Source organism: Streptomyces sp. NPDC050658 (assembly GCF_044457025.1).
Lineage (GTDB): Bacteria > Actinomycetota > Actinomycetes > Streptomycetales > Streptomycetaceae > Streptomyces.
Genome location: NZ_JBITGM010000002.1, coordinates 871,082 through 897,839, shown reverse-complemented (window position 1 = coordinate 897,839; position 26,758 = coordinate 871,082). Strand labels below are relative to the sequence as shown.

26 protein-coding genes are annotated in these 26,758 nt (G+C 73.4%); 14 read left to right on the top strand and 12 right to left on the bottom strand.

The genetic code is table 11. From position 1 onward, the window contains the following. The first annotated feature begins 7 nt into the window (after positions 1–7). Complete coding sequence (locus ACIBKX_RS10770) at positions 8–553, top strand: GNAT family protein (RefSeq protein WP_363273942.1); 546 nt, start codon at positions 8–10, stop codon at positions 551–553. Positions 554–559: 6 nt separating this feature from the next. On the opposite strand, the gene ACIBKX_RS10765 is transcribed toward ACIBKX_RS10770, so the two are convergent. Beyond that, positions 560–898, bottom strand: a complete 339-nt coding sequence (locus ACIBKX_RS10765; protein WP_363273940.1) for a DUF6204 family protein — start codon at positions 896–898, stop codon at positions 560–562. Positions 899–1,021: 123 nt separating this feature from the next. Here ACIBKX_RS10765 and ACIBKX_RS10760 point away from each other — a divergent pair, with 123 nt between their 5' ends. After that, on the top strand, positions 1,022–2,998 hold the full coding sequence (locus ACIBKX_RS10760; RefSeq protein ID WP_363273939.1) for a DUF5107 domain-containing protein: 1,977 nt from the start codon (positions 1,022–1,024) through the stop codon (positions 2,996–2,998). Positions 2,999–3,073: 75 nt separating this feature from the next. Here ACIBKX_RS10760 and ACIBKX_RS10755 read toward each other — a convergent pair whose 3' ends face one another. From ACIBKX_RS10755 to ACIBKX_RS10740, 4 genes are all read right to left on the bottom strand, one after another. Beyond that, the gene (locus tag ACIBKX_RS10755; RefSeq protein WP_363273938.1) at positions 3,074–4,366 is read right to left on the bottom strand and encodes an amidohydrolase family protein; all 1,293 of its coding nucleotides are present in this window, start codon (positions 4,364–4,366) and stop codon (positions 3,074–3,076) included. Positions 4,367–4,428: 62 nt separating this feature from the next. Next, positions 4,429–5,718 (bottom strand): amidohydrolase family protein, encoded by a 1,290-nt coding sequence (locus ACIBKX_RS10750; RefSeq protein WP_363273937.1) that lies wholly within the window; start codon positions 5,716–5,718, stop codon positions 4,429–4,431. A gap of 176 nt (positions 5,719–5,894) precedes the next feature. Beyond that, a complete protein-coding gene (locus tag ACIBKX_RS10745) occupies positions 5,895–6,248 on the bottom strand; it encodes a VOC family protein (protein ID WP_363273936.1) in 354 nt (117 codons plus the stop codon). Between the two features lie 55 nt (positions 6,249–6,303). Beyond that, positions 6,304–7,392, bottom strand: a complete 1,089-nt coding sequence (locus ACIBKX_RS10740) for an enolase C-terminal domain-like protein (protein ID WP_363273935.1) — start codon at positions 7,390–7,392, stop codon at positions 6,304–6,306. A gap of 244 nt (positions 7,393–7,636) precedes the next feature. On the opposite strand from ACIBKX_RS10740, the gene ACIBKX_RS10735 reads away from it, so the two are divergent. Then, positions 7,637–9,004: an NAD(P)/FAD-dependent oxidoreductase gene (locus tag ACIBKX_RS10735; RefSeq protein ID WP_363273934.1), complete on the top strand. Its 1,368-nt coding sequence runs from the start codon at positions 7,637–7,639 to the stop codon at positions 9,002–9,004. Further along, complete coding sequence (locus ACIBKX_RS10730) at positions 8,991–10,838, top strand: transketolase (protein ID WP_363273932.1); 1,848 nt, start codon at positions 8,991–8,993, stop codon at positions 10,836–10,838. The genes ACIBKX_RS10735 and ACIBKX_RS10730 overlap by 14 nt, the downstream gene beginning before the upstream one ends. Before the next feature lie 6 nt (positions 10,839–10,844). On the opposite strand, the gene ACIBKX_RS10725 is transcribed toward ACIBKX_RS10730, so the two are convergent. The 3 genes from ACIBKX_RS10725 to ACIBKX_RS10715 form a co-directional block, all read right to left on the bottom strand. After that, complete coding sequence (locus ACIBKX_RS10725) at positions 10,845–11,408, bottom strand: hypothetical protein (protein WP_363273930.1); 564 nt, start codon at positions 11,406–11,408, stop codon at positions 10,845–10,847. Positions 11,409–11,561: 153 nt separating this feature from the next. Then, the gene (locus ACIBKX_RS10720) at positions 11,562–11,732 is read right to left on the bottom strand and encodes a hydrophobic protein (protein ID WP_363273929.1); all 171 of its coding nucleotides are present in this window, start codon (positions 11,730–11,732) and stop codon (positions 11,562–11,564) included. Positions 11,733–11,803: 71 nt separating this feature from the next. Continuing rightward, a complete protein-coding gene (locus ACIBKX_RS10715; protein WP_363273928.1) occupies positions 11,804–12,613 on the bottom strand; it encodes a methyltransferase domain-containing protein in 810 nt (269 codons plus the stop codon). 147 nt (positions 12,614–12,760) lie between these two features. Here ACIBKX_RS10715 and ACIBKX_RS10710 point away from each other — a divergent pair, with 147 nt between their 5' ends. The 3 genes from ACIBKX_RS10710 (at position 12,761) to ACIBKX_RS10700 (ending at position 16,151) form a co-directional block, all read left to right on the top strand. Next, positions 12,761–14,380, top strand: coding sequence for an ATP-binding cassette domain-containing protein (locus ACIBKX_RS10710; RefSeq protein ID WP_363273927.1), 1,620 nt, complete (start codon positions 12,761–12,763; stop codon positions 14,378–14,380). A gap of 58 nt (positions 14,381–14,438) precedes the next feature. Continuing rightward, complete coding sequence (locus ACIBKX_RS10705; RefSeq protein WP_363273925.1) at positions 14,439–15,032, top strand: TIGR03086 family metal-binding protein; 594 nt, start codon at positions 14,439–14,441, stop codon at positions 15,030–15,032. 165 nt (positions 15,033–15,197) lie between these two features. Continuing rightward, complete coding sequence (locus ACIBKX_RS10700) at positions 15,198–16,151, top strand: AraC family transcriptional regulator (protein WP_363273924.1); 954 nt, start codon at positions 15,198–15,200, stop codon at positions 16,149–16,151. Positions 16,152–16,470: 319 nt separating this feature from the next. On the opposite strand, the gene ACIBKX_RS10695 is transcribed toward ACIBKX_RS10700, so the two are convergent. Next, the gene (locus ACIBKX_RS10695; protein ID WP_363274034.1) at positions 16,471–16,845 is read right to left on the bottom strand and encodes a CBS domain-containing protein; all 375 of its coding nucleotides are present in this window, start codon (positions 16,843–16,845) and stop codon (positions 16,471–16,473) included. Between the two features lie 148 nt (positions 16,846–16,993). Here ACIBKX_RS10695 and ACIBKX_RS10690 point away from each other — a divergent pair, with 148 nt between their 5' ends. After that, a complete protein-coding gene (locus tag ACIBKX_RS10690; RefSeq protein ID WP_363273923.1) occupies positions 16,994–17,143 on the top strand; it encodes a hypothetical protein in 150 nt (49 codons plus the stop codon). Between the two features lie 209 nt (positions 17,144–17,352). After that, positions 17,353–18,150 (top strand): RNA polymerase sigma factor SigF, encoded by a 798-nt coding sequence (locus ACIBKX_RS10685; protein ID WP_363273922.1) that lies wholly within the window; start codon positions 17,353–17,355, stop codon positions 18,148–18,150. An 8-nt stretch (positions 18,151–18,158) separates the two neighbouring features. Here the strand turns inward: ACIBKX_RS10685 and ACIBKX_RS10680 are convergent, their stop codons facing one another. Next, on the bottom strand, positions 18,159–19,283 hold the full coding sequence (locus tag ACIBKX_RS10680; RefSeq protein ID WP_363273921.1) for a PAS domain-containing protein: 1,125 nt from the start codon (positions 19,281–19,283) through the stop codon (positions 18,159–18,161). Positions 19,284–19,359: 76 nt separating this feature from the next. On the opposite strand from ACIBKX_RS10680, the gene ACIBKX_RS10675 reads away from it, so the two are divergent. The 3 genes from ACIBKX_RS10675 (at position 19,360) to ACIBKX_RS10665 (ending at position 22,579) form a co-directional block, all read left to right on the top strand. Next, entirely contained in the window at positions 19,360–20,091 is a 732-nt protein-coding gene (locus ACIBKX_RS10675; RefSeq protein WP_363273919.1) for an ANTAR domain-containing protein, read from the top strand. A 131-nt stretch (positions 20,092–20,222) separates the two neighbouring features. Then, positions 20,223–21,470: an aminotransferase class I/II-fold pyridoxal phosphate-dependent enzyme gene (locus tag ACIBKX_RS10670; protein ID WP_363273918.1), complete on the top strand. Its 1,248-nt coding sequence runs from the start codon at positions 20,223–20,225 to the stop codon at positions 21,468–21,470. Positions 21,471–21,556: 86 nt separating this feature from the next. After that, positions 21,557–22,579, top strand: coding sequence for an MBL fold metallo-hydrolase (locus ACIBKX_RS10665; protein ID WP_399375738.1), 1,023 nt, complete (start codon positions 21,557–21,559; stop codon positions 22,577–22,579). Here the strand turns inward: ACIBKX_RS10665 and ACIBKX_RS10660 are convergent. Then, on the bottom strand, positions 22,536–23,147 hold the full coding sequence (locus tag ACIBKX_RS10660; RefSeq protein WP_363273916.1) for a VTT domain-containing protein: 612 nt from the start codon (positions 23,145–23,147) through the stop codon (positions 22,536–22,538). The two genes, ACIBKX_RS10665 and ACIBKX_RS10660, sit on opposite strands and share 44 nt — an antisense overlap. Then, positions 23,144–23,932: an MBL fold metallo-hydrolase gene (locus tag ACIBKX_RS10655; protein WP_363273915.1), complete on the bottom strand. Its 789-nt coding sequence runs from the start codon at positions 23,930–23,932 to the stop codon at positions 23,144–23,146. The genes ACIBKX_RS10660 and ACIBKX_RS10655 overlap by 4 nt, the downstream gene beginning before the upstream one ends. 112 nt (positions 23,933–24,044) lie before the next feature. On the opposite strand from ACIBKX_RS10655, the gene ACIBKX_RS10650 reads away from it, so the two are divergent. After that, positions 24,045–24,467 carry a hypothetical protein gene (locus ACIBKX_RS10650; RefSeq protein ID WP_363273913.1) on the top strand — a complete coding sequence of 141 codons (423 nt, stop codon included), beginning with the start codon at positions 24,045–24,047 and terminating at the stop codon, positions 24,465–24,467. Between the two features lie 72 nt (positions 24,468–24,539). Beyond that, positions 24,540–26,681, top strand: a complete 2,142-nt coding sequence (locus ACIBKX_RS10645; protein WP_363273912.1) for a phage holin family protein — start codon at positions 24,540–24,542, stop codon at positions 26,679–26,681. Positions 26,682–26,758: the final 77 nt, after the last annotated feature.

Genomic DNA, 26,758 nt, shown 5'->3' with positions numbered 1-26,758 from the left:
TGGCCTGATGTCCGACCGAGCCGCGTATCTCGCCGAAGGCCCCCGCGTGGGCATACGTCCCTTCCGCCACGCGGACGCCGCCGAGTTCACGGCACGGACCAGAGAGAGCCAGGAGCTGCACAGGCCCTGGCTCTTTCCGCCGTCCACGGCCGCGCGCTACCGCAGCTACGCCGGACTGCTCATCGAGGACCCGACGAAGGCCGGGTTCCTCGTGTGCGAGCGGGACGGCGGCGCCATCGGCGGCTTCGTCAACATCAACAACATCGTCGACGGCGGCTTCCGCTGCGGGGCCCTCGGCTACGGGGCCTTCGCCCACGCGGCGGGGCGCGGGCTGATGCGGGAGGGTCTCGGGCTCGTCGTGCGGTACGCCTTCGACGTACTGAAGCTGCACCGTCTTGAGATCAACGTCCAGCCGGGCAACACCGCGTCCATCGCGCTCGCCCGCCGCTGCGGCTTCCGGCTCGAGGGCTTCTCGCCGGACTTCCTCTTCATCGACGGGGCGTGGCGCGACCACGAACGGTGGGCGCTGACCTCGGAGATGACGCGCGGCTGACGGCCGCTACCTCCGCGACGGCTTCCGGTTGATCTTCATCGTGTCCATGTCCGTCGCCGAGCAGGTCAGGTCGCGGAAGCCGAACCCGCGCGCCCGCAGCTCCGTCTCCGCCCGCTCCTCGGCGAGCGCCTCCGCCATCTCCTCGCCGTCCTCCGCGTCCGAGAGGATCTCGAAGCGGTACGTGAAGCGCTTCAGCGCCCGGTCGTAGGAGAGCGCGCCCTCCGGGGTGAACCGGAACTGCGTCAGGCCGTCCCCGGCCTCGGCGAGCAGCCGGTCACGCGCCTCGTCCGTCAGACCGTCCCAGGTGCCCCGGACGATCACCCGGTAGGTGTGCTGCGTGCCCATGCTGTGCGTCCCGCTCTCTGCTCGTCCGGCCGAAGACCACAGCGTACGTCGCCCGCGACGAGTGCGCCTTTGCATAATTCTGACCGGCTGAGCCCCTGGTCGAGGCCGCTGCAAGCGTGTTCCATGGTGATCGTGACGACCACCGTGCGACGTGACGTGCTGACGCTGCCCGCCGCCCCCCTGGGCCCCGAGAACCCGCTGCCCCCGCTGCGGTCGCCGCGCGAGGTGCACCGCGTCGACGAACGCGGCAGAGAGGGGCTGCCGCGCGACATGGCACGCCAGTTGGGGTACGAGCCGCTGCGCGGAATCCTGCCCACGCGCGTACTCGACGGCTATGGACGCGAGCGCGCCGAGACGACGCTCGACACCCTCGTCATCGAGAACGACCGGCTGCGCGCCACCGTCCTGCCCGGCTTCGGCGGCCGGGTCCACTCCCTCTTCCACAAGCCGACCGGCCGCGAACTCCTGTACCGCAACCCGGTGTTGCAGCCCGCCGCGTTCGCGCTCAACGGCGCCTGGTTCTCCGGCGGCATCGAGTGGAACATCGGCGCGACCGGACATACGACCCTGTCCTGCGCGCCCGTGCACGCCGCCCGCGTGCCCGCGCCGGACGGCGGCGAGATGCTGCGCCTGTGGGAGTGGGAGCGACTGCGCGACGTGCCGTTCCAGGTGGACCTGTGGCTGCCCGAGGGGTCCGACTTCCTCCATGTCGGCGTGCGGATCCGCAATCCGCACGAGAAGCCGGTGCCGGTGTACTGGTGGTCCAACATCGCGGTGCCCGAGGAGCGGCGCGTCCTCGCACCGGCCGACGAGGCCTGGCACTTCGGGTACACGGGCGGGCTGCGCAAGGTGCCGGTGCCCGCGACCGAAGGCGTGGACCGGACGTATCCGCCGCGCAGCGAGTACGCCGCCGACTACTTCTACGACGTACCGGACGGCACCCGGCGCTGGATCGCCGCGCTCGACGACGCGGGGCACGGGCTGGTCCAGACGTCGACCGACACGCTGCGCGGCCGCAAGCTCTTCGTCTGGGGCTCGGGTGCGGGCGGCCGGCGCTGGCAGGAGTGGCTGACCGAGCCGGGCACCGGCGGCTACGCGGAGATCCAGGCGGGCCTCGCGCGCACGCAGTTGGAGCACATACGCCTGGACGCGGAGTCCGAGTTCACCTGGCTGGAGTCGTACGGGCCGCTGTCGGCCGCGCGGGACGCGGTGCACGGCGACGACTGGGCCGCCGCCCGCGCCGAGGCGGAAGCACGGCTGGAGGGGGCGTTGCCCAGGGGCGCCGTGGACGCGGCGTACGAGGCGTGGCTGCCGTGCGCCGACACCGAACCCGGCGAGAGGCTCGCCGGCGGGTCGGGCTGGGGCGCGCTCGAAATCCTGCGCTCGGGCGTCAAGTTGCCCGGCACTCCCTTCGAGGAGTCCACGCTCGGGCCCGAACAGGCACCGTGGCTGGAGCTGTTGCAGTCGGGGGCCGTTCCGGAGCCCCGGCGCGTCGCGCCGCCGGGACCGACGCTGGTCGCCCCGCACTGGCGGGACATGCTGGAGACGGCGCCCGCCCGGCCGCTGGCCGAGTACCACCTGGGGGTCGCCCAATGGCACGCGGGCGACCTCGCGCAGGCGGTGCGCAGCTGGGAGCGGGGCCTCGGACTCGCCCCGTCCCGCTGGCCGTTGCTGCGCTGCCTCGCCGTCGCCGACCAGGAGTCGGGCCATGTCGAGCGGGCCGCCGACCGGTACGCGGAGGCCTTCGACGACCTGTGCCAGGAGCGCCGCGACGACGGCGTCCTGTGGACCTCCGCGAGCGCCGCGCTCGGCCGCGAGGCGATCGCCGCGCTGCTCGCCGCCGGACGGCCCACGGCCGCCCGCGCCGTCTGGGACCGGCTGCACCCGGCCACCCGCGAGGAGGGCCGCTTCCGGCTCGTCGAGATTCAACTGCTGCTCGCCGAGGGCGAATCGGCGGCCGTCCGGTCGATCTTCGGCGCGGGCTTCGAGGCGGCCGACCTGCGGGAGGGCGCGGAGGTGCTCGGCGAGCTGTGGCACGCCGTGACCGACGAGGAGCTGCCCGCCGGGTACGACTTCCGGATGCGCCCCGCACAGGAGTAGCCGACGAAAGCCGCCCGCGCCGGGGCTGGGCGGCCCGGCGCGGGCGGCGGCCGTGGAACGGTGGTGCGGCCGGTGCTACACCAGCTCGCCGTTCTTTGCCACGATCCGGCCCCCGTGCACCACCATGTCGCGCTGCGGCATGTCCACCACGACCTGCGGGGCGCCCTCGCCGCGTACGAGGATGAAGTCGGCCGGGGCGCCGGGCTTCAGGTCGGCGTGGTCCAGGCCCATCACGTCGGCGCCGCCGTGCGCGCCCACCCGGTAGCACTCGTTCAGCTCGTCGTCGAGGCGGACGTCGGTGACCCAGCCGAGGATGTGCGTGCGGTGCAGCATGTCGGCGTTGCCGAACGGGCTCCACGCGTCGCGCACACCGTCCGAGCCGAGCCCGACCCGCACCCCGTGCTCGCGCAGCTTCGCGATGGGCAGGACCAGCTGCTCGTTGGGCGCCACGGTCGTCAGGGAGATGTCCAGGTCGCCCAGGTCCGCCGCCATGGTGTCCAGGGCGGAGTCGGACAGGTAGGGCAGGCAGAAGACGTGGCTGACCGTGACCTTGCCGCGCAGCGAGTGGGCGCGGGTGCGGTCGATGATCGCCTTCATGACCTTCGTGCCCTTCTCGTCGCGGTCGTGCAGGTGGATGTCCACACCCACGCCGTGCCGGTCCGCGAGGTCGAAGAGCAGGTCGAGCTGCTCGTCCATGGCGTTGTCGAAGCTGATCGGGTCGATGCCGCCGACCATGTCGATGGAGCCGGAACGGGCCGCCTCTTCAAGGAGTTCGGCCGTGCCGGGCGTCCGGATCACGCCGTGCTGCGGGAACGCCACGATCTGGACGTCCAGCGCGTGCTTCAGCCGCTCACGGGCCGAGTTCACGCCCTCCACACCGGCCAGGTCGTAGGCGGGCGCCACGTCCACATGTGCGCGCATCGCCCGCGTGCCGCGGGTCACGGCGTGCGACATCAGGCCGTAGGCGCGCTCCCCGACGGGACGCTTCTGGCTCTTGAAGACCTCGACGTCCTGCTCGCAGTACTCGGCGATGCTGCTCGCGGGCTTGCGGGAGTACCAGTCGCCGCCCCACGTCGTCTTGTCGGGGTGGATGTGCGCGTCCACCAGCGAGGGCAGCGCGACGCGCCCGCCGCAGTCGATCACTTCGGCGCCCTTGGGCGCCGGGCCCTCGGTGATCCGGCCGTCGACCACGGTGAGGTCCACCGGGGTCTTCGCGCCGAAGGGGCGGACGTCGCGGAACACCACGGCCTTGGGGCGGCGGCCCTCGGCGCGGGACGCGGCGGCGGGGGAGCCGTTCGACAGGATCGCGCCGGTGCCGGCCAGGGCGGCGGCGCCGGCGAGTACACCGCGACGGGACAGGGGCGTCATAAGGGACTCCTTCGAAGAGGTGGTGCGGGGAGAGCGGCAGGAAAGGCGAGGGGCGCGCGGGTTCAGAGCGCGATGCCCGAACGGACCACGCGTACGGGCTTCTTGAGGACCGTCACGTCGGACAGCGGGTCGCCGTCCACGAGGATCACGTCGCCGGCGAAGCCGCGCGCGAGGCGGCCCGCCGTGCGGTCCATGCCGAGCAGCTTCGCGGCGCCGGTGGTGGCGGTGCGGATCGCGTCGAGCGCGGTCAGGCCCGCCGAGCGCATCAGCTCCACCTCGCGGCCGATGGGCTTGATCTTCCCGCCGGAGGAGTCGGTGCCCGCGGCGAGCGGCACGCCCATCTCGTGCGCGGCGAGCACGGCACGCTTCAGGACCGGCAGATACTGGCGGCCGCGCTCGGCGAGCACCGGGTCCGAGGACTCGGCGAGGCCCGCGATCGCGGCGAGGGTCGGCGTGAAGTACGTGCCCCTGCGACGCATCTCGGTCAGCGTGTGCTCGCCGACGAACGCGCCGTGCTCCAGGGAGCGGATGCCCGCCATGACGGCGTCGTGGCAGCCCTTCTCGCTGTAGCTGTGGCAGAGCACGCCCTTGCCGCCGCGCTTGGCCGCCGCGACCACGGCGGAGAGCTGCTCGCGGTCGTACACCTGGGCCAGCGGGTCCTGCTCGGGCAGGCCCGCCCGCTCGTTGACGCGGGTCTTGATGACGTCGGCGCCGCGGGCGAGGTTGACCTCGACGACGCGGCGCAGCGCCTCGGGGGAGCGCACCCCGTTCCGCAGCCTGGCCAGCGGGGTCAGGTCGGGGTCGGCGAGGATCGTGTCGCCGAGGTCGGGCGTGACGAAGACGCCGGCGGCGCGCAGCCGGGGGGCCTGTCCGGGCACCTGCCGGGCCAGCTCGCGCACGGCGACGTCCTGGTAGAAGTTGGTCGATCCGCTGCGTGCGCTGGTCGCGCCCTGGCGTACGGCGTCGCGGGCCTCGGCGGCGGTGTTGAGGTGGATGTGCGCGTCGACCAGGCCCGGCAGGATCCACTTCCCGTGCGCGCTGATCGCCTCGTACCCGTCGGGCACCGAGGTGCGGCCGCGGGCACCCGCCGCGCGGACGACGCCGTCCTCGATGACGACCACGGCGTCCTCGGTGACCTCGCCGGTCGCCGGGTCGAGCAGGGTGCCGCCCTCGATGACCAGGTCGCCGGTGGTCCGCCTGGTGCGCGGGGCGGCGCCCGCCCGGGGCGCGGCCGTCGCCTGCGGCGCGGCGGCGGCCAGCACGGCCGTCGTCCCGGCGAGCGCGGCAGCGCCCGCGAGGACGCCGCGTCGGGTGAGCCGGGAGGAGGGCGGTGGGATGGACTCGACGCACATGGGGCTGCTCCAGGACGGTTACGGAGGGAACGCGTCCGCAGTTTGTATACCAAACTGATGTGGGCTGCAAGGATAGGAGTGGCGGTGTGCGGCGGAATGCACCAAAAAGTAAGGGTCATCCCTCGCGGGGTGACCCTTTTTGGTATACAGAAAATGTAAGCCGTGGAGGCCCCGGCTCAGGTCGCCGTGCGCCGGTCCACGTACTCGAAGACCGTGCCGTCGGGGTGCATCGCGATGAGATTGCGGCCCGCCGGGGTCGGCACGGGACCCGCGATGACATGGGCGCCGGACGCGGTCAGGACCGCGTGCGCCTCGTCGACGTCCTGGACGGCGATCGTCGCGGAGACCTTCCGGAGGATCTCCAGCTCGTGCGCGGGCCCGCTCATCAGCAGGAAGCAGCCGACCGCCGCGACCGAGACGCCCCCACGCTCGAATCGCTGGGCGGGGCCGCCCGCGAGGCGTTCGTAGAAGGCGACCGAGGACTCCAGGTCCTCGACGCAGATACGCAGCGTGGTTCCCAGGATTTCCATGGGGGCGAGCCTAGTTGGCCGGGCCCGCGCGGGTGATCGTTTCCATCGACTTCCCTCACCCGACCCGGAACCCCTCCACGTCCTCCGAGTGCCGCAGCTCCAGACCGTGCCCGACACCGCCCTCCGGCCGCACCGTGCCGCCCGTCGGGTCGAGCGCTCCGTCGAAGAACATCGACTCGATCCGCACATGGTCGTGGCACCACTCGATGTGCCGCAGATTCGGTACGCAGGCGGCCGCCGCGGCATGGGCGTGCGGGGCGCCGTGGGCCGAGACCTCCAGGCCGTGGCCCTGCGCGAGGGCCGCCGCGCGCAGCCACTCGGTGAGCCCGCCGCAGCGCGTCGCGTCCACCTGGAGGCAGTCGACGGCCGGGGCGAGGCGCGCGAAGTACGGCAGATCGCACCCGTACTCGCCCGCCGTCACATCGCACGGCAGCGCGTCCCTGATCAGCGCGAGGCCCAGCAGATCGTCGGAGGGCACCGGCTCCTCGAACCAGCCGACCCCGTGCTCGGCGAGCACCCGGCCCACCCGCACCGCCTGCTTGCGGGTGTAGCCGCCGTTCGCGTCCACGTACAACTCGGCCTGCGATCCGATCACTTGGCGCGCGGTGCGGACCCGTGCCACGTCGCGGGCCGCCGCCCGGCCGCGGCTCTCGCCGACCTTGATCTTCACGCGCGGGATGTGCTGGCCGTGCACCCAGCCGTTCAGCTGGGCCGCCAGATGCGTGTCGTGGTACGTCGTGAATCCGCCGCTCCCGTAGACGGGGACCTCGTCGCGGGCCGCGCCCAGGAGCCGTACCAGCGGGAGTTCGAGGAGTCGCGCCTTGAGGTCCCACAGGGCGATGTCGACCGCCGAGAGGGCGCACGAGGCGGCGCCGGGACGGCCGGTGTCGCGCACCGCACGCACCATCGCCTCGTGCGCCGCCGGGATGTCCAGGGCATCCAACCCCGTGACGGCCGGGGTGAGTTGCTCGTCGATGAGGGCGACGACGGCCGCGGGGGCATAGGTCCAGCCCGTCCCGGTCGCGTCGCCCGCCGTGACCTCGACGATCACGATCGTCGTGGTGTCCCAGGCGAATGTGCCGTCCGCCTCCGGGGCGTCCGCGGGCACGGTGTAGGCGGACATGACGGGTCGTTCGATCGGCACGGAGTCCTTCATCGGTACCGTCCTGGGTCGCGTGGCTGCCGTGGGGGATGCGGACGGCGGGCGGCCGTTCGGTGTGCGGGGGCGGTACGGGTATCCCCGCGCGGCACGGGCAAACGGGGTGCGTTCCGGGGCCTGCCCCGAGGCGGCGCGGAGTTTGGGCGGCGGCGCGCCGGGGCACGCGGGAGGTCCCACGGGCCGGGAGCTCCCGGCCCGCGACCGCCCGCCACCCCGCAGGAGGCGAGACGTGAGCCGACCCCGCATCGTGATCATCGGAGCCGGTTTCGCCGGCTACCGCGCCGCGCGCACCCTGTCCCGGCAGGCCCGGAACCGGGCCGACATCACCGTGCTCAACCCCACCGACTACTTCCTCTATCTTCCGCTGCTGCCCCAGGTGGCCGCCGGAGTCCTCGAACCGCGCCGGGTCACCGTCTCCCTCTCCGGCACCCTGCGCCACGTACGGCTCGTGCTCGGCGAGGCGGACGGCGTCGACCTGGAGGGACACACCGTGACGTACACCGATCCCGAGGAAGGCCGCGGCGAGTTGGCGTACGACCGGCTCGTGGTGAGCGTCGGCAGCGTCAACAAACTCCTGCCCGTACCGGGAGTCGCCGAGCACGCGCACGGCTTCCGCGGCATCCCTGAGGCGCTGTACCTGCGCGACCACCTCACCCGCCAGATGGAGCTCGCCGCCGCCGGAGACGACCCCGCCACCTGCCGGTCGCGCTGCACCTTCGTGGTCGTCGGAGCGGGCTACACCGGGGTCGAACTCGCCGCGCAGGGCACGCTGTTCACCGACGCGCTGGCCGGCGGACGGCAGCCGCCGCGGAAGGGCATGCGCCCCCGCTGGCTGCTGCTCGACATCGCCGACCGCGTCCTGCCCGAGCTGGACCGGCGGCTGTCGAGGACCGCCGGCACGGTGCTCCGGCGGCGCGGCGTCGACCTGCGCACCGGCACCTCCGTGAAGGAGGCGACACGGGACGGAGTCCTCCTGGACGACGGAGAGTTCATCGACACCCGTACGCTGATCTGGTGCGTCGGTGTGCGCCCCGACCCGCTCGTCGCCGACCTCGGCAGGCCGCTGGAGCGCGGGCGGCTGCGCGTCGACCCATACCTCAACGTGCCGGGACATCCCGAGGTGTTCGCGTGCGGGGACGCGGCCGCCGTGCCCGACGCGCACCGCCCCGGCGAGTTCACCCCGATGACCGCCCAGCACGCCTGGCGGCAGGGCGCCACGGCGGGCCGCAACGTCGCCGCGTCCCTCGGCCTCACCGACCGCGCCCCCTACGGCCACCGCGACCTCGGCTTCACCGTCGACCTTGGCGGCGCGCAGGCCGCCGCCAACCCCCTCGGCATCCCGCTCTCCGGGCCGCTCGCCGGTGCCGTCACCCGCGGCTACCACCTGGCGGCGATGCCCGGTAACCGCGTCCGCGTGGCGGCCGACTGGCTCCTGGACGCGCTGCTGCCGCGCCAGGCCGTCCAGTTGGGCCTGGTCCGCTCCTGGTCGGTGCCGCTGGACACGGCGTCACCGGAGCTGGCGCGGGTGCCACACGACATCGGCCGCGACGAGCACGACAGCCGCGAGAAGAAGGAGGACCGGCATGACCAGCAGTGAACTCGACGGACTCGCCCGGCAGTTGCGCGTCGACTCGGTCCGGGCGGCGGCCGCCGCCGGGTCCGGCCACCCCACCTCCTCGATGTCCGCCGCCGATCTGATGGCGGTGCTCATGGCCCGGCATCTGCACTACGACTTCGACCGGCCCGACCACCCCGGCAACGACCGCTTCATCCTCTCCAAGGGACACGCCTCGCCCCTCCTGTACGCGGCGTACAAGGCGGCCGGCGCGCTCACCGACGCCGAGCTGCTGACCTTCCGTACCCGAGAGAGCCGTCTGGAGGGCCATCCGACGCCGCGCGGGCTGCCCTGGGTGGAGGTCGCCACCGGGTCGCTCGGCCAGGGGCTGCCGATCGGCGTCGGCATGGCCCTCTCCGGCAAGCGGCTCGACCGGATCCCCTACCGGGTCTGGGTGTTGTGCGGCGACAGCGAGATGGCGGAGGGCTCCGTCTGGGAGGCCGCCGAGCACGCGGGACACGAGCACCTGGACAACCTGACGCTCGTCGTCGACGTCAACCGACTCGGCCAGCGCGGCCCCACCCGCCACCAGTGGCGGCTGGACGCCTACGCCCGCCGCCTGGACGCCTTCGGCTGGCATGTGACCGAGGTCGAGGGGCACGACCTGGACGCCGTCGACCGCGCCCTGCGGGAGGCCCGCTCCACCACCCGGCAGCCCACGGCCGTGCTCGCCCACACCGTCAAGGGCAAGGGAGTCGCCGCCGTCGAGAACCGCGAGGGGCTGCACGGCAAACCGCTGCCGGACGCCGACGCGGCGATCGCGGAACTCGGCGGCGAGTCCGGCGTACGGATCGAGGTCCGCAAACCCGCCGCCGCGCGGACCCTGCACGCGACCAGGACCGGCCGCCCCGAACTGCCCCGCCACGAGACCGGGACGAGGGTCGCCACCCGTACCGCCTACGGCCAGGCGCTCGCCGCGCTCGGCGCCGCGCGCGGCGACGTCGTCGCCCTGGACGGCGAGGTGGACGACTCGACGCGGACCGAGTACTTCGCCAAGGAATACCCCGACCGCTTCTTCGAGTGCTACATCGCCGAGCAGCAACTCGTCGCCGCGGCGGTCGGGTTGGCGGCGCGCGGCTGGGTCCCGTACGCCGCGACGTTCGCCGCGTTCCTCACCCGCGCCCATGACTTCATCCGCATGGCGGCGGTCAGCGGCAGCGGGATCAACCTCGTCGGCTCGCACGCGGGCGTCGCCATCGGACAGGACGGCCCCTCCCAGATGGGCCTGGAGGACCTGGCGCTGTTCCGCGCGGTGCACGGTTCGACGGTCCTCTACCCGTGCGACGCCCACCAGACGGGACGGCTCGTCGCGACGATGGCCGACCTCGACGGCGTGCGGTACTTGCGTACGACCCGTGGGGACACGCCCGTCATCTACGGGCCCGGAGAGGAGTTCCCCGTCGGCGGCTGCAAGGTCCTGCGCTCGTCCGACGCCGACCGGCTCACGGTCGTCGCGGCGGGGGCCACCGTGCACGAGGCGCTGGCCGCCGCCGAACTCATGGACCGCGCGGGGATCCAGGCGCGCGTCATCGACCTGTACTCCGTCAAACCCGTCGACCGCGCCACCCTGCGCGAGGCCGCCGCCCGCACCGGCTGCCTGCTCACCGTCGAGGACCACCGCCCCGAGGGCGGCCTCGGCGACGCGGTCCTCGACGCGTTCTGCGACGGGGGCCCGGTGCCGCGCCTGGTCCGGCTCGCGGTGCGCACCATGCCGGGGTCGGCGACGCCCGCCGAGCAGCTGCACGCGGCGGGCATCGACGCGCAGTCCATCGCGGCGGCGGGCCGGCTGCTCGTCGAACAGGCCGCGGTGCGCTGATTCCGGTCAGCGTGCCGGGGACGGCGCCCTGAACCAGGCGGTGGCCGCCGGCCGGAACATCAGGGCCACCGCCCCCAGCACGGCGCACAGATGCAGCACGCGGCTCGCCCCGAACAGGACGTCCACCGCGCCCAGGTCCCGGACGGCGTCGCCGAGGGAGTGCCCGTCGGCCGGCCACCGCACGGGCCCGACGACCCCGACGACCCCGACGACCCCGACGACCAGGGACAGCGTGCCGAACACGCCGAGCCCCACCGCCAGCGCCCACCGCGCCCAGTTCCTGCCGCGCCGCAGCTGTACGGCCACCAGCACGGCCGCGGAGAACACGGCCATCCGCGGCAGCAGCCCGCCCGCGATCTCCCCGGCGGTGGTGTCACCGTCCGCGATCAGCCCGCCCACCGCGAGCACCGTCTCGAAGACGCCCGCCGCGACCGCGGTGATCCACAGCGCGAAGGCAGCGTGCACGGGCGGGGGAGCGGAGGCGGTGCCGCCGCGCGACCGGGCGACCGGCAGCGGACGCGCGCGCCGCCCGGTGCGCTCCGGATGCTCTGGACGGGTGTCGTACGCCATGGTGTGCCTCGCTCGGTTCGGCCGGACCTTGGACCCTCACCCCCAGATCCTTGCGGAGGGGGGCTCGCGGGACACGCCCGCGAGCCCCCCTCCCCGGGTGTTGTCAGCACCCCTGCGAATCCTGAGAGAAACCCCCTGACCAGTGCGGCTCGGCTACCACCGGTACCAGCGGGACCGCGTCCCGCTCACCGTCGTACTGCGCATCAGGAAGCCGAGCAGCCAGATGACGACCACGGCGAGGGCGATCCACCAGAGGATCTTCACCGCGAACCCCGCGCCGAAGAGGAGCAGGGCCAGCAGCAGGACGAGCAGGATGGGAACCATAGTGTCTACCTCCTGCCGTCCGGGTATCCCCGACGGGCCGTCCTACGCGGCACCGCGCGCCCGTCCGCGCCTCACTTCCGGCAGAGGATCTCCCCGTGCAGCACCGTGAACCAGCCGTCCTCCCGCGTGCCCCACTCCCGCCACGCGTCGGCGATCGCCCGCAGCCCCGCGGCGTCGGCGTGCCCGCCCTCCACCGCGCGGTCGGCGTACGACGAGGCGACCGTGCGGTCCGCCCACAGGCCGCTCCACCAGGCGCGCTCGTCCTCCGTCGAGTAGCACCAGGTGCCCGCGGTCGTGGTGATGTCGGTGAAACCGGCCGCCAGGGCCCAGGACTTGAGGCGCCGTCCCGCGTCCGGCTCGCCGCCGTTGGCCTGGGCGACCTTCCGGTACAGGTCCAACCAGCCGTCCAGGAACGGGGATTGGGGGAACCAGGTCATCGCCGCGTAGTCCGCGTCCCGCGCGGCGACGAAACCGCCCGGCTTGCAGACCCGCCGCATCTCGCTCAGGGCCCGCACCGGATCGCCCACGTGCTGGAGCACCTGATGGGCGTGGACGACACAGAACGAGTCGTCCGGGTACGGCAGTTCATGGACGTCCGCCACCTCGAACCCGACATTCTCCAGGCCGCGCCCGGCGGCCGTCGCACGGGCCTGGTCCAGGATGGCGGGCGCCCGGTCGACACCCGTGACATGCCCGTCGGGGACCAGCGCCGCCAGGTCGGCCGTGATGGTGCCGGGGCCACAGCCGATGTCCAGGACCCGCATGTGCGGCTTGAGCGAACCGGCGAGGTAGGCCGCCGAGTTGGCGACCGTACGCCAGGTGTGGGAACGCAGCACGGACTCGTGATGTCCGTGCGTGTAGACGGCGGTCTCCTCCGGCATGACGGGAACTCCTTCACGTTCGCTGCCGCTTGCCGCGGTGATCGAACAGTACGCCGCCATGTCGAATAATGAGATAAGCGTATCACTATGTGGGCGAAGGGGAATTGATTTGCCCTCCCCGAGCCGCGCCGCTGACAATGCGTGACCATGGGACATCTAGAGGCCGCGCACATCGAGTACTACCTGCCGGACGGGCGGGCGCTGCTCGGTGATGTCTCCTTCCGCGTGGGCGAGGGCGCCATCGTCGCGCTCGTCGGGGCGAACGGGGCGGGCAAGACCACCCTGCTCCGGCTGATCTCCGGCGAGCTCCAGCCGCACGGCGGCTCGGTCACCGTCAGCGGCGGGCTCGGCGTGATGCCGCAGTTCGTGGGGTCGGTGCGGGACGAGACGACCGTGCGCGAGCTGCTCGTCTCCGTCTCGTCGCCCCGGATCCGCGAGGCCGCGAAGGCCGTCGACGTCGCCGAGCACGCGATCATGACCGTCGACGACGAAGCCGCCCAGCTCCAGTACGCGCAGGCCCTCGCCGACTGGGCGGAGGTCCAGGGCTACGAGGCCGAGACCCTCTGGGACATGTGCACCACGGCCGCGCTCGGCGTCCCGTACGACAAGGCGCAGTTCCGCGAGGTGCGCACGCTCTCCGGAGGCGAGCAGAAACGCCTCGTCCTGGAGGCCCTGCTGCGCGGCGGCGACGAGGTGCTGCTCCTCGACGAGCCGGACAACTACCTCGACGTACCGGGCAAGCGCTGGCTGGAGGAGAAGCTCAAGGAGACCCGCAAGACCGTCCTGTTCGTCTCGCACGACCGGGAGCTGCTCGCCCGCGCCGCAGAGAAGATCGTCAGCGTCGAGCCGGGCCCCGCGGGCGCCGACGCCTGGGTGCACGGCGGCGGCTTCGCCACCTTCCACGAGGCGCGCCGCGAGCGCTTCGCCCGCTTCGAGGAGCTGCGCAGGCGCTGGGACGAGAAGCACGCCCAGCTGAAGAAGCTGGTCCTCAACCTGCGCCAGGCCGCGGCCGTCAGCCATGAGATGGCATCGCGGTACGCCGCCGCGCAGACCAGGCTGCGCAAGTTCGAGGAGGCGGGACCGCCGCCCGAGCCGCCGCGCGAGCAGGACATCACCATGCGGCTGCACGGCGGGCGCACCGGCATCCGGGCGATCACCTGCAAGGGCCTGGAGCTGACCGGCCTGATGAAACCCTTCGACCTGGAGGTCTTCTACGGCGAGCGGGTCGCCGTGCTCGGCTCGAACGGCTCGGGGAAGTCGCACTTCCTGCGCCTGCTCGCGGGCGGCGACGTCGCGCACACCGGCGACTGGAAGCTCGGCGCGCGCGTGGTGGCAGGACACTTCGCGCAGACCCACGCCCACCCCGAGCTCTTCGGCCGTACGCTCCTCGACATCCTGTGGCGCGAACACGCCCAGGACAAGGGGCCGGCCATGTCACGGCTGCGCCGGTACGAGCTGACGGGGCAGGCGGAGCAGCGCTTCGAGCGGCTCTCCGGCGGCCAGCAGGCCCGCTTCCAGATCCTGCTCCTGGAGCTGGAGGGCTCCACCGCGCTGCTGCTCGACGAGCCCACCGACAACCTCGACCTCGAATCGGCCGAGGCGCTCCAGGAGGGCCTCGAGGCGTACGAGGGAACGGTCCTCGCGGTCACCCACGACCGCTGGTTCGCCCGCTCCTTCGACCGCTATCTGGTCTTCGGCAGCGACGGCCTGGTCCGCGAGACGCCGGAGCCGGTGTGGGACGAGCGGCGGGTGGAGCGCAAGCGGTAGCGGTCCGCCCCGGTCGCGCGCGGTAGCGTCCGCGGCTCCCAGGAGGACAATGGCGGGTATGGCTGACACCTCCGGCAAGGACGCACATCCGCTCGCCGACCGGCACTCCGCCGCCCTGGACCTGTTCACCGACCGTGTGCACGAGATCCGCGCCGACCAGTGGGACGCGCCGACGCCGTGCACCGAATGGTCCGTGCGCGACCTGGTCAACCACCTCACCGCCGAGCAGCTGTGGGTGCCCTCGCTGGTCCGCGACGGTGCCACCATCGCCTCCGTCGGGGACTCCTTCGACGGCGACATGCTCGGCCCCGACCCGGTCGCCTCCTGGGACACCGCGGCCGAGGCGTCCCGCAGGGCGTTCGGCGAACCGGGCGCCCTGGACCGCACCGTCCATCTCTCCTTCGGCGACACCTCCGCCGTCTTCTACTGCGGGCAGATGATCTGCGACCTCGTCGTGCACGCCTGGGACCTGTCCCGGGCGATCGGCGCGGACGAGACGCTGCCGGAGGACCTCGTCGCCTTCTCCGTGCGCGAGATCACGCCGTACGCCGCGGACCTGGAGAAGAGCGGCCTCTTCGCCCCTGCCGTGGAACCGCCCGCGGACGCCAGCGTACAGACCAAGCTCCTGAGCCTGCTGGGGCGCGAGGTGTGACGCTACGGCCGCCTTCTCGGTAACCGATATCACGCCGTACGCTGCGCACTTGAGGCAGAGAGCGTTCTCTGCGCCCCCGTGGCCGGGCCGTGGGGGCCGGGCTTTGGGCTGGCGGGGGCGCAGGTGGGCACGGACGGGCCGTGGGCGAGCGCGGAGCCGCAGCGGATGTCCTTCAGGACCGGGGACGTGGACGAGGCGCGGGAGATCATCGGCGCCACGTTCTACAGCAACTTCATGGACGTCATCGACGGACCGGACGCCTTCCGGGCCGAGTTCGACGTCGGCCGGCTCGGTCCGCTCACCGTGGGGGAGCTGAGCTGCGGCGCCGACATACGGATGCGGCTCGGCGAACTCGGCGCGTACCACGTCAACCTGCTGCTCGGCGGCCGGATGCACTACCGCCAGGGCCGCGCGCCGGGCGTCGTCGCGACGCCGGAGCGGGCCGGGGTCTTCCAGCCCGTCGGCGACACGGTGGTGGAACGGTGGACCGGCGACTGCCGGATCCTCGCGGTGAAGATGGACCGCGAGGTCCTCGAACACCGCCTGGAGCAGCTCCTTGGCCGGTCCTTCCGCGCCCCGCTGACCCTCGCGCCCGCGCTCGACACCACCCGCGGTCCCGGCCGCAGCTGGGCGCGGCTCGTCACGACGGTCGTCCGGGACCTGCGCGAGGACCCGGAGACACTCTTCGCCTCGCCGCTGGTCGCCGCGCCGCTGCGGGAGGCCGTCCTGAACGGCGTGCTGCTCGCCGCCGACCATCCCCTGCGCGACGAACTCGCCGCCCCCGCACAGAAGTTGCGCCCGGCACCGGTGAAACGTGCGATGGACGCCGTGCAGCAGCGCCCCGACCATCCGTTCACGCCCGCGGGGCTCGCCGCCGAGGCGCGGGTCGGTGTGCGCTGGCTCCAGGAGGCGTTCCGCCGGTACGTGGGGATGTCACCGATGGCGTACGTACGGGACGTACGGCTGAACCGGGTGCACGACGAGCTGCGGGCGGCGGAACCGGGCGCGCTGAACGTGAGCGACGTGGCGCACCGGTGGGGATTCAGCCATCTGGGCAGGTTCGCCGAGCAGTACCGGGCCCGGTTCGGTGAACTGCCGTCGCAGACGCTGCGGAAGTGAGCCCGCGCGCCGGTCCGGAGGGGCTGTCGTGGTCCGGACAGCGGAGGGCTGCGTTATGCGGACAACGGTTGCGCTCAGCGGATCGTGATCGTGTCCGTACTGATTTATCGTTTCGCCTGTCGTCGGCTGGGCCGGTCGCCGTCCGAGGGTCCGTACAGCCCGCCCCAAAGACACGACCGTGACGGACCCCCGGCGATCCGGCCCGGCGTACCGCGTCGGGCCGGACCCGCGCCGCGGGTCCGGTCGCTCCCCCCTGCACTACCGTGCAACCGGACCCGCACCCCTTCCGGGCCGGGCCGCCACCCCGCCCGGCCGGGAGTCAGACGGCGGCCGGCAGATCCCCCAGGAACACCATCCCCACCGGCAGTCCGTCCTCCACCACCGGCAGCCTGCGCACCGCGTTCTCCCGCATCAGCCGCACCGCGGCCGACACCGCGTCGTCCGGCGCGACCACCACCGGGTTGGTCGTGCACACGGCATGCGCGCTGACCGTGAGCGGATCCGCCCCGTCGGCGACGGCGCGCAGCGCGATGTCGCGGTCGGTGAGCACTCCGAGCAGTGTCTGACCGTCCGTCGCCACCAGGACATGCCCGATGTCCTGGGCGCGCATCACCTGCGCGGCCTCCACCAGCGATGCGTCGGGCCGTACCGCGACGACGCCCGGTGTCATGACGTCCCTGACGAAACCAGCCATGGCGAGCAGCCCTTCCGTACGTGTCTGTGCGTCGATGCGTCGTGCCGCCGCAGTACCCAGGTCCGGCCGGTCCATGCGGGTTTGCCCGGCGCGAGTGGGGAGACCCGCCCGACCACACCCCCCACGGGCATGCTGGGAGGCAGAGGTCATGGCGGTTCTCGCTGTGTTCATCCCGGTGCTGATGCTGGGCATCGTCCTGGCGCTGGGCCGGTACGAGGAATGGCTGTTGCCGCCCGTCAAGCACATCGGACACGTCTCCGATGTCGACGAGGCGGACGCCGTACGCCGCGCACTGTGACGCGGCAGGGGCGGTGCCCCACTCCCGCGGGGCACCGCTCGCACTTGTTTGGCCGCCGGGGCAGTGGGCAGGCGACCCCTCACAGTGCTTCGGACCTGAGGCACGTCCGTGGGAGCGGCTCGCGCGCCCCGGGTGTGCCCCGACGCGGCTGCGCGCATCCCACGGTGACTCTTCAAGTCAAGGCACCGACAAGGGAGTTGCGACGCATCATGCGATCCGACACACCGCACGGGAAGGGCCACCCGCACGACGACGCCCCCGACACGGCGGGCGCCTTCCGCAGGCTCACCGCGCTGCCGCACGGACCCGAACGCGACGCGCTGCGCCAGGAAGTGGTCAAGGCCTGGCTGCCCATGGCCGAGCGGCTCGCCGGCCGGTTCCGCAACCGTGGCGAGACCCTCGACGACCTGCGCCAGGTCGCGGCCCTCGGTCTGGTCAAGGCCGTCGACCGGTACGACCCCGAGCGCGGCTGCGCCTTCGAGAGCTACGCCGTGCCGACCGTCACCGGCGAGATCAAACGGCACTTCCGCGACCACATGTGGACCCTCCATGTGCCGCGCCGGGTACAGGACCTGCGCAACCGCGTGCGGTTCGCCCAGCAGGACCTGACCCAGACCACTCCCGGCCGGGCGCCCACCGTCGCCGAGATCGCCGAGCGCGCACAGCTCTCCGAGGAGGACACGGCCACGGGGCTCGAGGCGCTCGACAGCTTCACCGCGCTCTCCCTGGACGCCGAACTGCCCGGCAGCGAGGACGGATACGCGCTGCGGGACGCGCTCGGCGGACCCGACCCCGCCCTCGACGTGGTCATCGACCGGGAGTCCGTCAAACCGCGCATCGCGGCGCTGCCGGAGCGCGAACGCGACATCCTCTACATGCGGTTCTTCGGCGACATGACGCAGAGCCGCATCGCCGAACGGCTCGGCATCTCCCAGATGCATGTCTCACGGCTCATCAGCAGGTGCTGCGACCGACTGCGCGACCAGGTGCTGCGGGACGCGGCGTGAACCGTCCCTCACCGTGACCGCCGTAACGCGAGGGCGATATGACGGGACATCACATCGACGGCCTGCGCCTCCGCCATCGAGAACGCGAGCCGCGGACCGCTCCTGAAGAGCGTGAGGACGGCCTCCACCGGTCCGTCGGCACGCGCGCAGAGCGGTACGCACAGCAGTGACGTGACCTGCGCGCGGACGAGGACGGAGGCGCCGGACGCGTCCTTGCCGAAGGCGTCCGGGTCCTCGGGTCTGACCTGGAGGACCGGCGCGCCGCCGCATGCCGCCTCGACCACGAGCGGGCACGCGGCGGGCGCCTGGGCGCGGATGTCGTCGACGGGTCCTTCGGCGGGCCCCGCCACGGCGGTACGCCGCTGGCGCGCGGCCCCGTCATCGGCGATCACCCAGTCGGCGAACCGCCCGTGCAGTACGGCGGCGGCCCGCTCCAGGACCGCCGTACGGTCCCCGGCGGGCGTCTGGAGCAGCGTGCACGTCATGGCGTCCGCCAGGTCGAACAGGGTCGCGTGCCGGGTCGCCTCGCGCAGATCGGGGCCCGGCGTCTCCCGCTCCGGAGGCCGCGCCTCCATGCGGTGCGGCTGCGGCTGCAGCACCACAAGGACCGCGGTGCGCGGTTCGGTGCCGGGGCGCAGCGCGGTGAGCGTCGCGCGGACCGGGGCGTGCGGGGCCCGCTGGAGGTGCACGGTGAGGCTCCGGTCGCCCTCGCCGCGCGCGACCGCCGCCGTCTGCGAACGGAACGCGACACGGTCGGCGTGCAGCAGGAATCCGGTCAGCGGTCTGCCGGTCGCGTAACCCGCGCGTACGCCGGTGAATCCGGTCGCCGCGAAGTTCATCCGGCGGACCACGGACTCCCGGTCGACCAGGGCGACGGGCAGCGGCAGCCGCTGGAAGATCGCCCGCAGCAGCCGCTGTTCGTCCCGGTCGCCGGAGCGTCCGCCGAGGTGCCCGTCGGCCGCGAGCCGCTCGTACGCGGGCCTCAACTGTTCGGCCACATGGTCGAGTTCGAAGATCGCCGCGTCGAGGACCGTGCCGAGGTCGCCGGCGGGAACGGAACGTGCCGTCTTCAACTCGCTGATGCGGCGCACGAAGTCCGCGAGCTCCTCGTCGAACTCATCCGTCTGGCCCATGCGTCGAACGTAGCCGCTGGGGCGGTTTTCCGGAGGAGCGGGCGGGCAGGCGAGAAGGGGAGAGGAGGAATGCGTCATGTCCCTCCTGCCCGAAACGGAACTGGAAGGGCCGGAATCCGCGCTGCCGGGGCGCAGGCTCTCGGAACTCGCCGAGCAGGCCGTTCGCTGTACGGCGGGTTGCTGCGGTGCGGGTGCGACGGTCGCGGGCGGCGGCGCCGAGCAGCCCCGCGCGGTGACCCATCCCGACCTCGCAGGACTGGTCGCCGTCCAGTTGCGGTCCGGCGAAGGACCTATTCCGGCCGCACAGGAACGCGGGGCTCCGGTGGACTCCGGTGACCTGTTGCGGGAGGAGCGGTGGCCCGAGTACCGGGCGCTCGCACTGGACTCCGGCGTACGCGCGAGCGTGACGCTGCCCTTCCAGCGGTCGGGGCTCACCGTGACGCTGAGCCTGTTCAGCTTCCGGCCCGGCGTCCTGGCCGACGCCTGGAACGGGCCCGCGCAGGCGCTCGGCGACCTCGCCACGGCGGGGCTCGTCCGGGACCGCCGCTATCGCGCGGCGCTGAGCGAGGTGGACCAGCTGGGCGAGGCGCTGCGGACACGTCCCGTGGTGGACCAGGCCTGCGGCATCGTGATGCACGTCCTCGACTGCGACCCGGAGGAGGCGTTCTCCGTCCTGCGCACCATCTCCCAGCGCTCGAACCGCCGGGTGGCGGAGGTGGCGGCGGGTCTGGTGCGGACGCGGGGGCGGGGGGTCGAGCGGGGGCTGATGGGGCTGGCCGGGGAGCGGCCGCACACGCCGCACGGCTGAAACGCGGAACGACGCGGAACGACGCGGGACGGCAGGGAACGGCAGGGGACGGCAGGGAACGACACGGGACGACTCACCCGGCCGGAGCCCGTCGCCGGGCGTGGCGTGGGGCCGCGCGGTCTCATGGGGGGATGCGGAGCGTAGGGGAAGGGCACGGGCCCGTGCGGTACGGGCCGCCGTTGCCGGAGGCGGGGCTTCCGGTGCTGCCCGAGTTCTCCGCCGTCCTCGCCGCCGCAGCGTCCCTCGCCCGCGCCGAACCCCCCGGCGGCGGCCCCGCCCTCGCGGACGCCGCGGCCGGCTACTGGACCCGCCGCGGCCTCGCGGCGGAGCGCGCGCACGTCGCCGCCGCCCCCGGCGCCCCGCCCCTCCTGCTCGCCCTCACCGCCGCCCTCGGCACGGGCGACGTCCTGCTGCCCCGCCCCTGCCCCGCCTGGTGGGCCCCGCAGGCCAGGCTGCTGGGCCGCGCGGTGTACCACGTGCCGACGCCCGCCGAGAGCGGCGGCGTGCCCGATCCGTACGCCCTCCTGGAGACCGTCCGCCGGATCCGCGACGAAGGCGGCACCCCCCGCCTCCTCATGCTCTCCGTGGCCGACGACCCGACCGCAACGGTCCCGCCCCCGGAAGTCCTGCACGAGACCGTGGAGGCCGCCTCTGACGAGGGCCTGCACATCGTCAGCGACGAGACCTGGCGCGACACCCTGCACCGGCCGCACGACACCGTCCTCATCAGCCCCGCCGAGATGGCCCCCGACCGGGTGACGGTCCTCAGCGACCTCTCGGGGGCGTTCCTGCCGCCCGGCTGGCCCGCGGCCGTGGCCCGCTTCCCGCCCACCGCACGCGGCGCCGCCCTGCGGGCCCGCACCCTCGACGTCCTCACCGCACTCGGCGCGCTCCTCGCGGCGCCGGTCGCGGCCGTGGCGTCGTACGCACTGGGCGAACCGGACCCGGTGGCCGACCGGCTGACCCGCGCCGTCAGCCTGCACGGCCGGGTGTCCGCCGCCGCGCAGCGCGCCCTGCGCGGCGCGGGCGTACTCGTCAGGCCCCCGCAGGCGGGCCGCCACATCTACGCGGACCTGGACCCCCTGCGGCCGGCCCTCACCGCCCTCGGCATCGGTGACTCCCAGGACCTGGAGGACTTCATCGGCGAACGGCTCGGCATGCCCGCCCCCGGCGGCCACCGCTTCGGCGACGACCTGGGCGCGCTGCGGGTCCGCCTGTCCACCGGCCCGCTGCTCGGCTCGACCCACCAGGAGCGGCTGGCGTCCCTCACCGCACCGGACGCGCTGGAATTGCCGCACGTGGAGCGGGCGTTGAGCATGTTCGGGGCGGCCTTCGACGATCTCCGCGCCGCAGCACAGCGAAGGGAGCCTCCTCGGTGACGCAGCAGACGCAGCAGACGCAGGCGGCAGAGCAGACCCAGCAGGCAGAGCAGACCCAGCAGGCAGGGCAGACGCGGCAGGCAGAGCTGACGCGGCAGGCAGGGCAGCTCACCCCCGGCGGGGCGCGGCTGTGGCCCAAGTCGTTCGCGGACCGGCTGACCGCGCCGCTGCCGGGGCTGCGCGCCCTGGCCCGGTTCGCCCGCGAAGGCTCGCTGCGGCCCACCCCCGAAGGCCTCGCCGACATCCAGCGGCTGCCCTTCGAACCGGGCCCGCTGCCCCGCGTCGACTCCCGCACCGTCGCCGTCACCTGGGTGGGGCACGCCAGCTGGGTCATCAGGATCGGCGGCCGCACCGTCCTCACCGACCCCGTCTGGTCCCGGAAGATCCTCGGCACCCCGGCCCGCGTCACCCCGGCGGGCGTGGCCTGGAGCGCGCTGCCGAGGGTCGACGCGGTCGTCATCAGCCACAACCACTACGACCACCTGGACGCCCCGACGCTGGCCCGACTGCCCAGGGACACCCCGGTGTTCGTGCCCGCGGGGCTCGGCCGCTGGTTCACCCGCCGCCGCTTCAGCCGGGTCCTCGAACTCGACTGGTGGGAGGCCGGTGAACTGGGCGGGGTCCGCTTCGACTTCGTGCCCGCGCACCACTGGTCCAAGCGCAGCCTCCTCGACACCTGCCGCACCCTCTGGGGCGGCTGGGTGCTGACGGACGCCGACGGGCAGCGGATCTACTTCGCGGGCGACACGGGTTATGGGCACTGGTTCGAGCGGATCGGCGCGCGCTATCCCGGAATCGACCTCGCCCTCCTGCCGATCGGGGCGTACCACCCCCGGTGGTGGCTGAAGGACGTCCACTGCGACCCGGAGGAGGCGGTGCTGGCCGCCGCCGAAGTCGGCGCGAAGCGGCTCGCGCCGATGCACTGGGGGACGTTCCTGCTCTCCGGCGAGCCGGTCCTGGAACCGCTGACCCGTGTCCGTACCGCATGGGAGGCGGCCGGGCTCGACCGCGAGGACCTGTGGGACCTGGCGGTGGGCGCGTCCCGCGTCCTGGACCGGGACTCCGTCAGCGGGCCCGCGCCTTCCGCCAGAGCGTCGGCGCCACACTGATCAACACCGTAAGACCCACCGCCACCGCCACGCCCTCCCACGGCTCGTTGAAGAGCGAGCCGCCGAGGATGCCGATCAGCTGGTACGTCACCGCCCAGGCGAGGCACGCCGGTACGTCGCCGCGGGCGAACTCGCGCAGCGGCATCCTCGCCATCAGGCACGCCAGCATCACCGGGATCCGCCCGGCCGGCACCAGCCGGGACAGGACGAGGACCAGCACCCCGTGGTCCGCGAGCTTCTTCTGCGCCTGCTCCAGCCGGTCCTCCGGCGCCCGGTCACGGATCGCCGCGAGCCACCGCGAGCCGTTCTTCGACCGCATCCCGCGCTGACCGAGCCAGTACAGGGCGAGGTCCCCGAGGAACGCGGCCAGCGCCGCGACCCCGAACACGACGAGCAGCGAGTACGGCGCCGTCTGGTGGAAGGCCACCACGGCCGCCGAGCTGACCAGGGCGCCGGTCGGCACCACCGGAACCAGCGCGCCGAGCACGATGAGCAGGAACAGCGACGGATACCCCACCGCCTGCTGCGTCGACTCCGGCGGCACCTGCGCCGCGGCGGTGAGGATCACTGGGATCCCCCCTTGGCGACCTTTGGCCGCACGCTCTCGCCGTGCGCCAGCAGATGCACCGCCGCATCGGGCGCGAGCAGCGCCGCCCGCCGCACGAACTCCGCGCCCGGCGCATGGAATTCATGCGGCCGCACGGCGTCGAGGCCGATCGGCCAGTACGTACCGAAGTGCACCGGCACCGCGCTGCGCGCCGCGAGCCGGGCCAGCGCGACGGCCGCGCGCCCCGCGTCCAGATGGCCGTGGCCCAGATAGGGCCCCCAGCCGCCGACCGGCAGCAGCGCCACGTCGACCTCACCCACCTCATCGGCCATCGAGTCGAACAGACCGGTGTCCCCGGCGAAGTATGTGCGCGCCTCGCCGCTCACCACGAAGCCCAGCGCGGGCGTGCGGCGCGGCCCGACGGGCAGCCGCCGCCCGTCGTGCAGCGCCGACACCACGCGTACGTCGAGATCGCCGACCCGCACCTCGTCGCCCGGCACGACCTCGGTGAGCCGGAGGTGGGAGAGCCTGCGGCCGAGGCCGGGCACGTCCCGGCGCGCGCCGCGCGGCAGCAGGACGCGGGTGCCGGGAGTGATCCTCGCGAGGGAGGGCAGATGCAGATGGTCGGCGTGCAGATGGGAGAGCAGCACCAGGTCGGCGACGGCGGCCCCGGGGCCCGGCAGGGCTCCTCTGCGGCGGCGCAGATGGGCGAGGCGGGCGGCGAAGAGCGGGTCGGTGAGCACCCGCAGGCCCGAGTCCTCGACGGTGCAGGTGGCATGACCCCACCAGGTGATCTCCACCGGCACTCCGGTTCCCTCCTCCGCGCGACTGTTTACGAGCCTACGGCCAGGAGTAGGGTCTTCGGCTGACGACCGAGGTGACGACCGAGGCGACGACGGCAGGGGCGAGGGGGACGCGATGGGAGACACGGCGGGCGTGACCGGGCTGCGCGTCGCGTCGATCGCGAGCCTGACGCCGCTCGAGGAACTGGACGTCGACCCCTTCCTGGTGGACTCCCGCAGCCAGCACGCGATGTGCGCGCGCTGGGCCGCCGCCCGGGGGTACGTCGTCACCCGCGAACTCGTCGTCCGGGCGCTGCCGTCCGACCACGCCGTCCTGTGGACGGACGTCGAGGCGGGCCTCGTCGACCTCTTCGTCGTGCCGAGCCGCCGCGTCCTCGACCTCGCGCTGCGCTCCGCCGACGAGTTCACCGCGGAGTGCGGCCGCCGGGGCGTACGGATCGAGACGGCGGGGCTCGCGGAGCCGGCGTACGACGCGGTGATGAAGGCACATGTCCACCGGCGCCTGTCGATGCCGACGGCCGGATACGACGGCCGATAGCGACGCCGCGCCTGTCGGACCGGTGTGACACGCTGGTGTCCGGTTCTGTCATGAAACGTGAGGCGGCGCGGCGTGGGGCGAGGGCGATGGCGGGCGGTCGGCAGTGCGCTGTGGCGGTCCGTCGCCGTATGGGTGGTCAGCACGCTCACGATGCTGGTGCTCGCCGGGATCCTGCCGGACTTCCAGCTGCAGTCCGACGACGGTGACAGCACAACCCGCATCGCCGTCACCGCCGCCCTCGGCGCGGGAGCCTTCGGTCTGCTCTCCGCCCTCGTCTGGCCGCTGCTGGTGCGGGCCCTGCTGCTCGTGCCCGCGCTGGTGCTCGGTCTTCTCGCCTTCTTCCTCAACGGCTCGCTGCTGCTGCTCGCCCTGCGGCTCATCCCGGACGGCCGGGGCGACGCCAACCCGGAGACCGCCGTGGTCGTCGCCGCCGTCATGTCGGCGGTCGCCTCCGCAACCGGCGGTGCCCTCGCCGTCCGTGACGACGACGCCTACCGCAGACGGCTCTACCGCCTGGCCGACCGCCGCCGTCGCCGAACCGAGGGCCTCGCCGGGCCCACCTCGCCCGGCACCGTCTTCCTCCAGCTCGACGGCGTCGGCCACGACGTGCTGTGCGCCGCCGCCGAACGAGGCACGATGCCCACGGTCGCGTCCTGGCTCGGCGCGGACGGCCACCCCAGCCACCGGCTCACCCCATGGCGCACCGACTGGTCGAGCCAGACCGGCGCGAGCCAGCTCGGCATCCTGCACGGCTCCAACCACGACGTCCCCGCCTTCCGCTGGTACGAGAAGGACACCGGCGAGGTGATGGTCTCCAACCGCCCCGCGTCCGCCGTCGAGCTGCAGCGCCGCGCCATCGCGCGCACCGGCGACGGCGGACTGCTCACCGTCGACGGAGCCAGCCGCGGCAATCTCTTCAGCGGCGGCGCCGACCAGCTTGCCCTCGTCCTCTCCATGGCCGCCCGGCGCGGCAAGGAGAACCGCTCCCGCGCCGGGTACTTCGCCTACTTCTCCGACCCCGCCAACGCCGTCCGCACGGCGCTGTCCTTCGTCGCCGAGGTCGTACGCGAGATCGGCGAGGCGACCCGCGCCCGGATGGCGCGCCGCCGCCCGCGCGTGAGCCGGGGCGGCCTCTATCCCCTCATTCGGGCCTTCGCGACCGTCGTCGAGCGTGACGTCGTGGTCGCAGCCGTCATAGGGGACATGCTCGCCGGCCGCAGCGCCGTCTACGCCGACCTCGTCGCGTACGACGAAGTGGCCCACCACTCCGGGCCGCACAGCGGCGACGCGGAGAAGGTCCTCCAGCGTCTCGACCGCTCCCTCGCGCTCATCGCCAAGGTCGCCGAGCACGCCCCGCGCGGCTACCGCATCGTGGTCCTCTCCGACCACGGCCAGAGCCCCGGCGAGACCTTCCGCGCCCGGTACGGCCTGGGCCTCGCCGACCTGGTCAGGGCCGGCTGCGGGCTGCCCGTGCCGCGCAGGGCGCGGCGCACCCACAGCGGCGCGGAGGCCCGCGCGGCCGTGCGCGCCGCGCTGCGCCGCCCCGTCGAGGAGGGCGCGGGCGAGCACCGCCCGGCCCGCCGCGCGGAACCCATCGTGCTCGCCTCGGGGAACCTGGGCCTGGTCTCGTTCCCCGACGTCCCGCACCGCATGACCCGCGAGGAGATCGACCGCCGCCATCCGGCGCTGCTCCCCACCCTCGCCAACCATCCGGGCATCGGCTTCCTCCTCGTACGCAGCGAGGCGCGCGGCCCGGTCGTCCTCGGCGTGCGGGGGGAGGTGTATCTCGACGAGACGCCCTGCGAACTCGGGCCGCTCGCGGACTTCGGGCCCGGCGCCGCCGACGCCGTGCGCCGCACCGACGGCTTCCCGCACACCGCCGACATCATGGTCAACTCCTGGTACGACCCCGAGGAGGGCGAAGTCCACGCGTTCGAGGAGCAGATCGGCTCGCACGGCGGACTCGGCGGCGCCCAGGGCCACCCCTTCCTCCTGTCCCCGCTCGTGCTCTCCGCGCCGCTCGAGGACGGGCATGAGCTCGTCGGCGCCGAGCAGGTCCACCAGGTCCTGCGCCGCTGGCTGAGCGAGCACGACGGACCGGAGATTCCGCTGGTGGGAGGGGTTCTGGGCAGCGCGGACGATTCTCTGTCGCAGCGCCCCACCGGCACAGCTTTTACGGTCGACGACCCGGCCGTGCAGGACAAAACACGCTGATTTTGTGCGCCCCCCGTCGTGCCCGACCATGGGCTCCGCCCGGCGATCCCGGGCACCCGGCACGATGAGAGGCACCA

Bases quoted from the DNA above. Each gene is read 5' to 3' on its own strand.
- ACIBKX_RS10730 (WP_363273932.1), top strand. From the start codon at position 8,991: ATGACCAGCAGTGAACTCGACGGACTCGCCCGGCAGTTGCGCGTCGAC.
- ACIBKX_RS10670 (WP_363273918.1), top strand. From the start codon at position 20,223: ATGCGGAGCGTAGGGGAAGGGCACGGGCCCGTGCGGTACGGGCCGCCG.
- ACIBKX_RS10750 (WP_363273937.1), bottom strand. From the start codon at position 5,718: ATGTGCGTCGAGTCCATCCCACCGCCCTCCTCCCGGCTCACCCGACGC.
- ACIBKX_RS10680 (WP_363273921.1), bottom strand. From the start codon at position 19,283: ATGGGCCAGACGGATGAGTTCGACGAGGAGCTCGCGGACTTCGTGCGC.
- ACIBKX_RS10690 (WP_363273923.1), top strand. From the start codon at position 16,994: ATGGCGGTTCTCGCTGTGTTCATCCCGGTGCTGATGCTGGGCATCGTC.
- ACIBKX_RS10770 (WP_363273942.1), top strand. From the start codon at position 8: ATGTCCGACCGAGCCGCGTATCTCGCCGAAGGCCCCCGCGTGGGCATA.
- ACIBKX_RS10695 (WP_363274034.1), bottom strand. From the start codon at position 16,845: ATGGCTGGTTTCGTCAGGGACGTCATGACACCGGGCGTCGTCGCGGTA.
- ACIBKX_RS10745 (WP_363273936.1), bottom strand. From the start codon at position 6,248: ATGGAAATCCTGGGAACCACGCTGCGTATCTGCGTCGAGGACCTGGAG.
- ACIBKX_RS10650 (WP_363273913.1), top strand. From the start codon at position 24,045: ATGGGAGACACGGCGGGCGTGACCGGGCTGCGCGTCGCGTCGATCGCG.
- ACIBKX_RS10755 (WP_363273938.1), bottom strand. From the start codon at position 4,366: ATGACGCCCCTGTCCCGTCGCGGTGTACTCGCCGGCGCCGCCGCCCTG.
- ACIBKX_RS10705 (WP_363273925.1), top strand. From the start codon at position 14,439: ATGGCTGACACCTCCGGCAAGGACGCACATCCGCTCGCCGACCGGCAC.
- ACIBKX_RS10710 (WP_363273927.1), top strand. From the start codon at position 12,761: ATGGGACATCTAGAGGCCGCGCACATCGAGTACTACCTGCCGGACGGG.
- ACIBKX_RS10715 (WP_363273928.1), bottom strand. From the start codon at position 12,613: ATGCCGGAGGAGACCGCCGTCTACACGCACGGACATCACGAGTCCGTG.
- ACIBKX_RS10725 (WP_363273930.1), bottom strand. From the start codon at position 11,408: ATGGCGTACGACACCCGTCCAGAGCATCCGGAGCGCACCGGGCGGCGC.
- ACIBKX_RS10675 (WP_363273919.1), top strand. From the start codon at position 19,360: ATGTCCCTCCTGCCCGAAACGGAACTGGAAGGGCCGGAATCCGCGCTG.
- ACIBKX_RS10700 (WP_363273924.1), top strand. From the start codon at position 15,198: ATGTCCTTCAGGACCGGGGACGTGGACGAGGCGCGGGAGATCATCGGC.
- ACIBKX_RS10720 (WP_363273929.1), bottom strand. From the start codon at position 11,732: ATGGTTCCCATCCTGCTCGTCCTGCTGCTGGCCCTGCTCCTCTTCGGC.
- ACIBKX_RS10685 (WP_363273922.1), top strand. From the start codon at position 17,353: ATGCGATCCGACACACCGCACGGGAAGGGCCACCCGCACGACGACGCC.
- ACIBKX_RS10760 (WP_363273939.1), top strand. From the start codon at position 1,022: ATGGTGATCGTGACGACCACCGTGCGACGTGACGTGCTGACGCTGCCC.
- ACIBKX_RS10765 (WP_363273940.1), bottom strand. From the start codon at position 898: ATGGGCACGCAGCACACCTACCGGGTGATCGTCCGGGGCACCTGGGAC.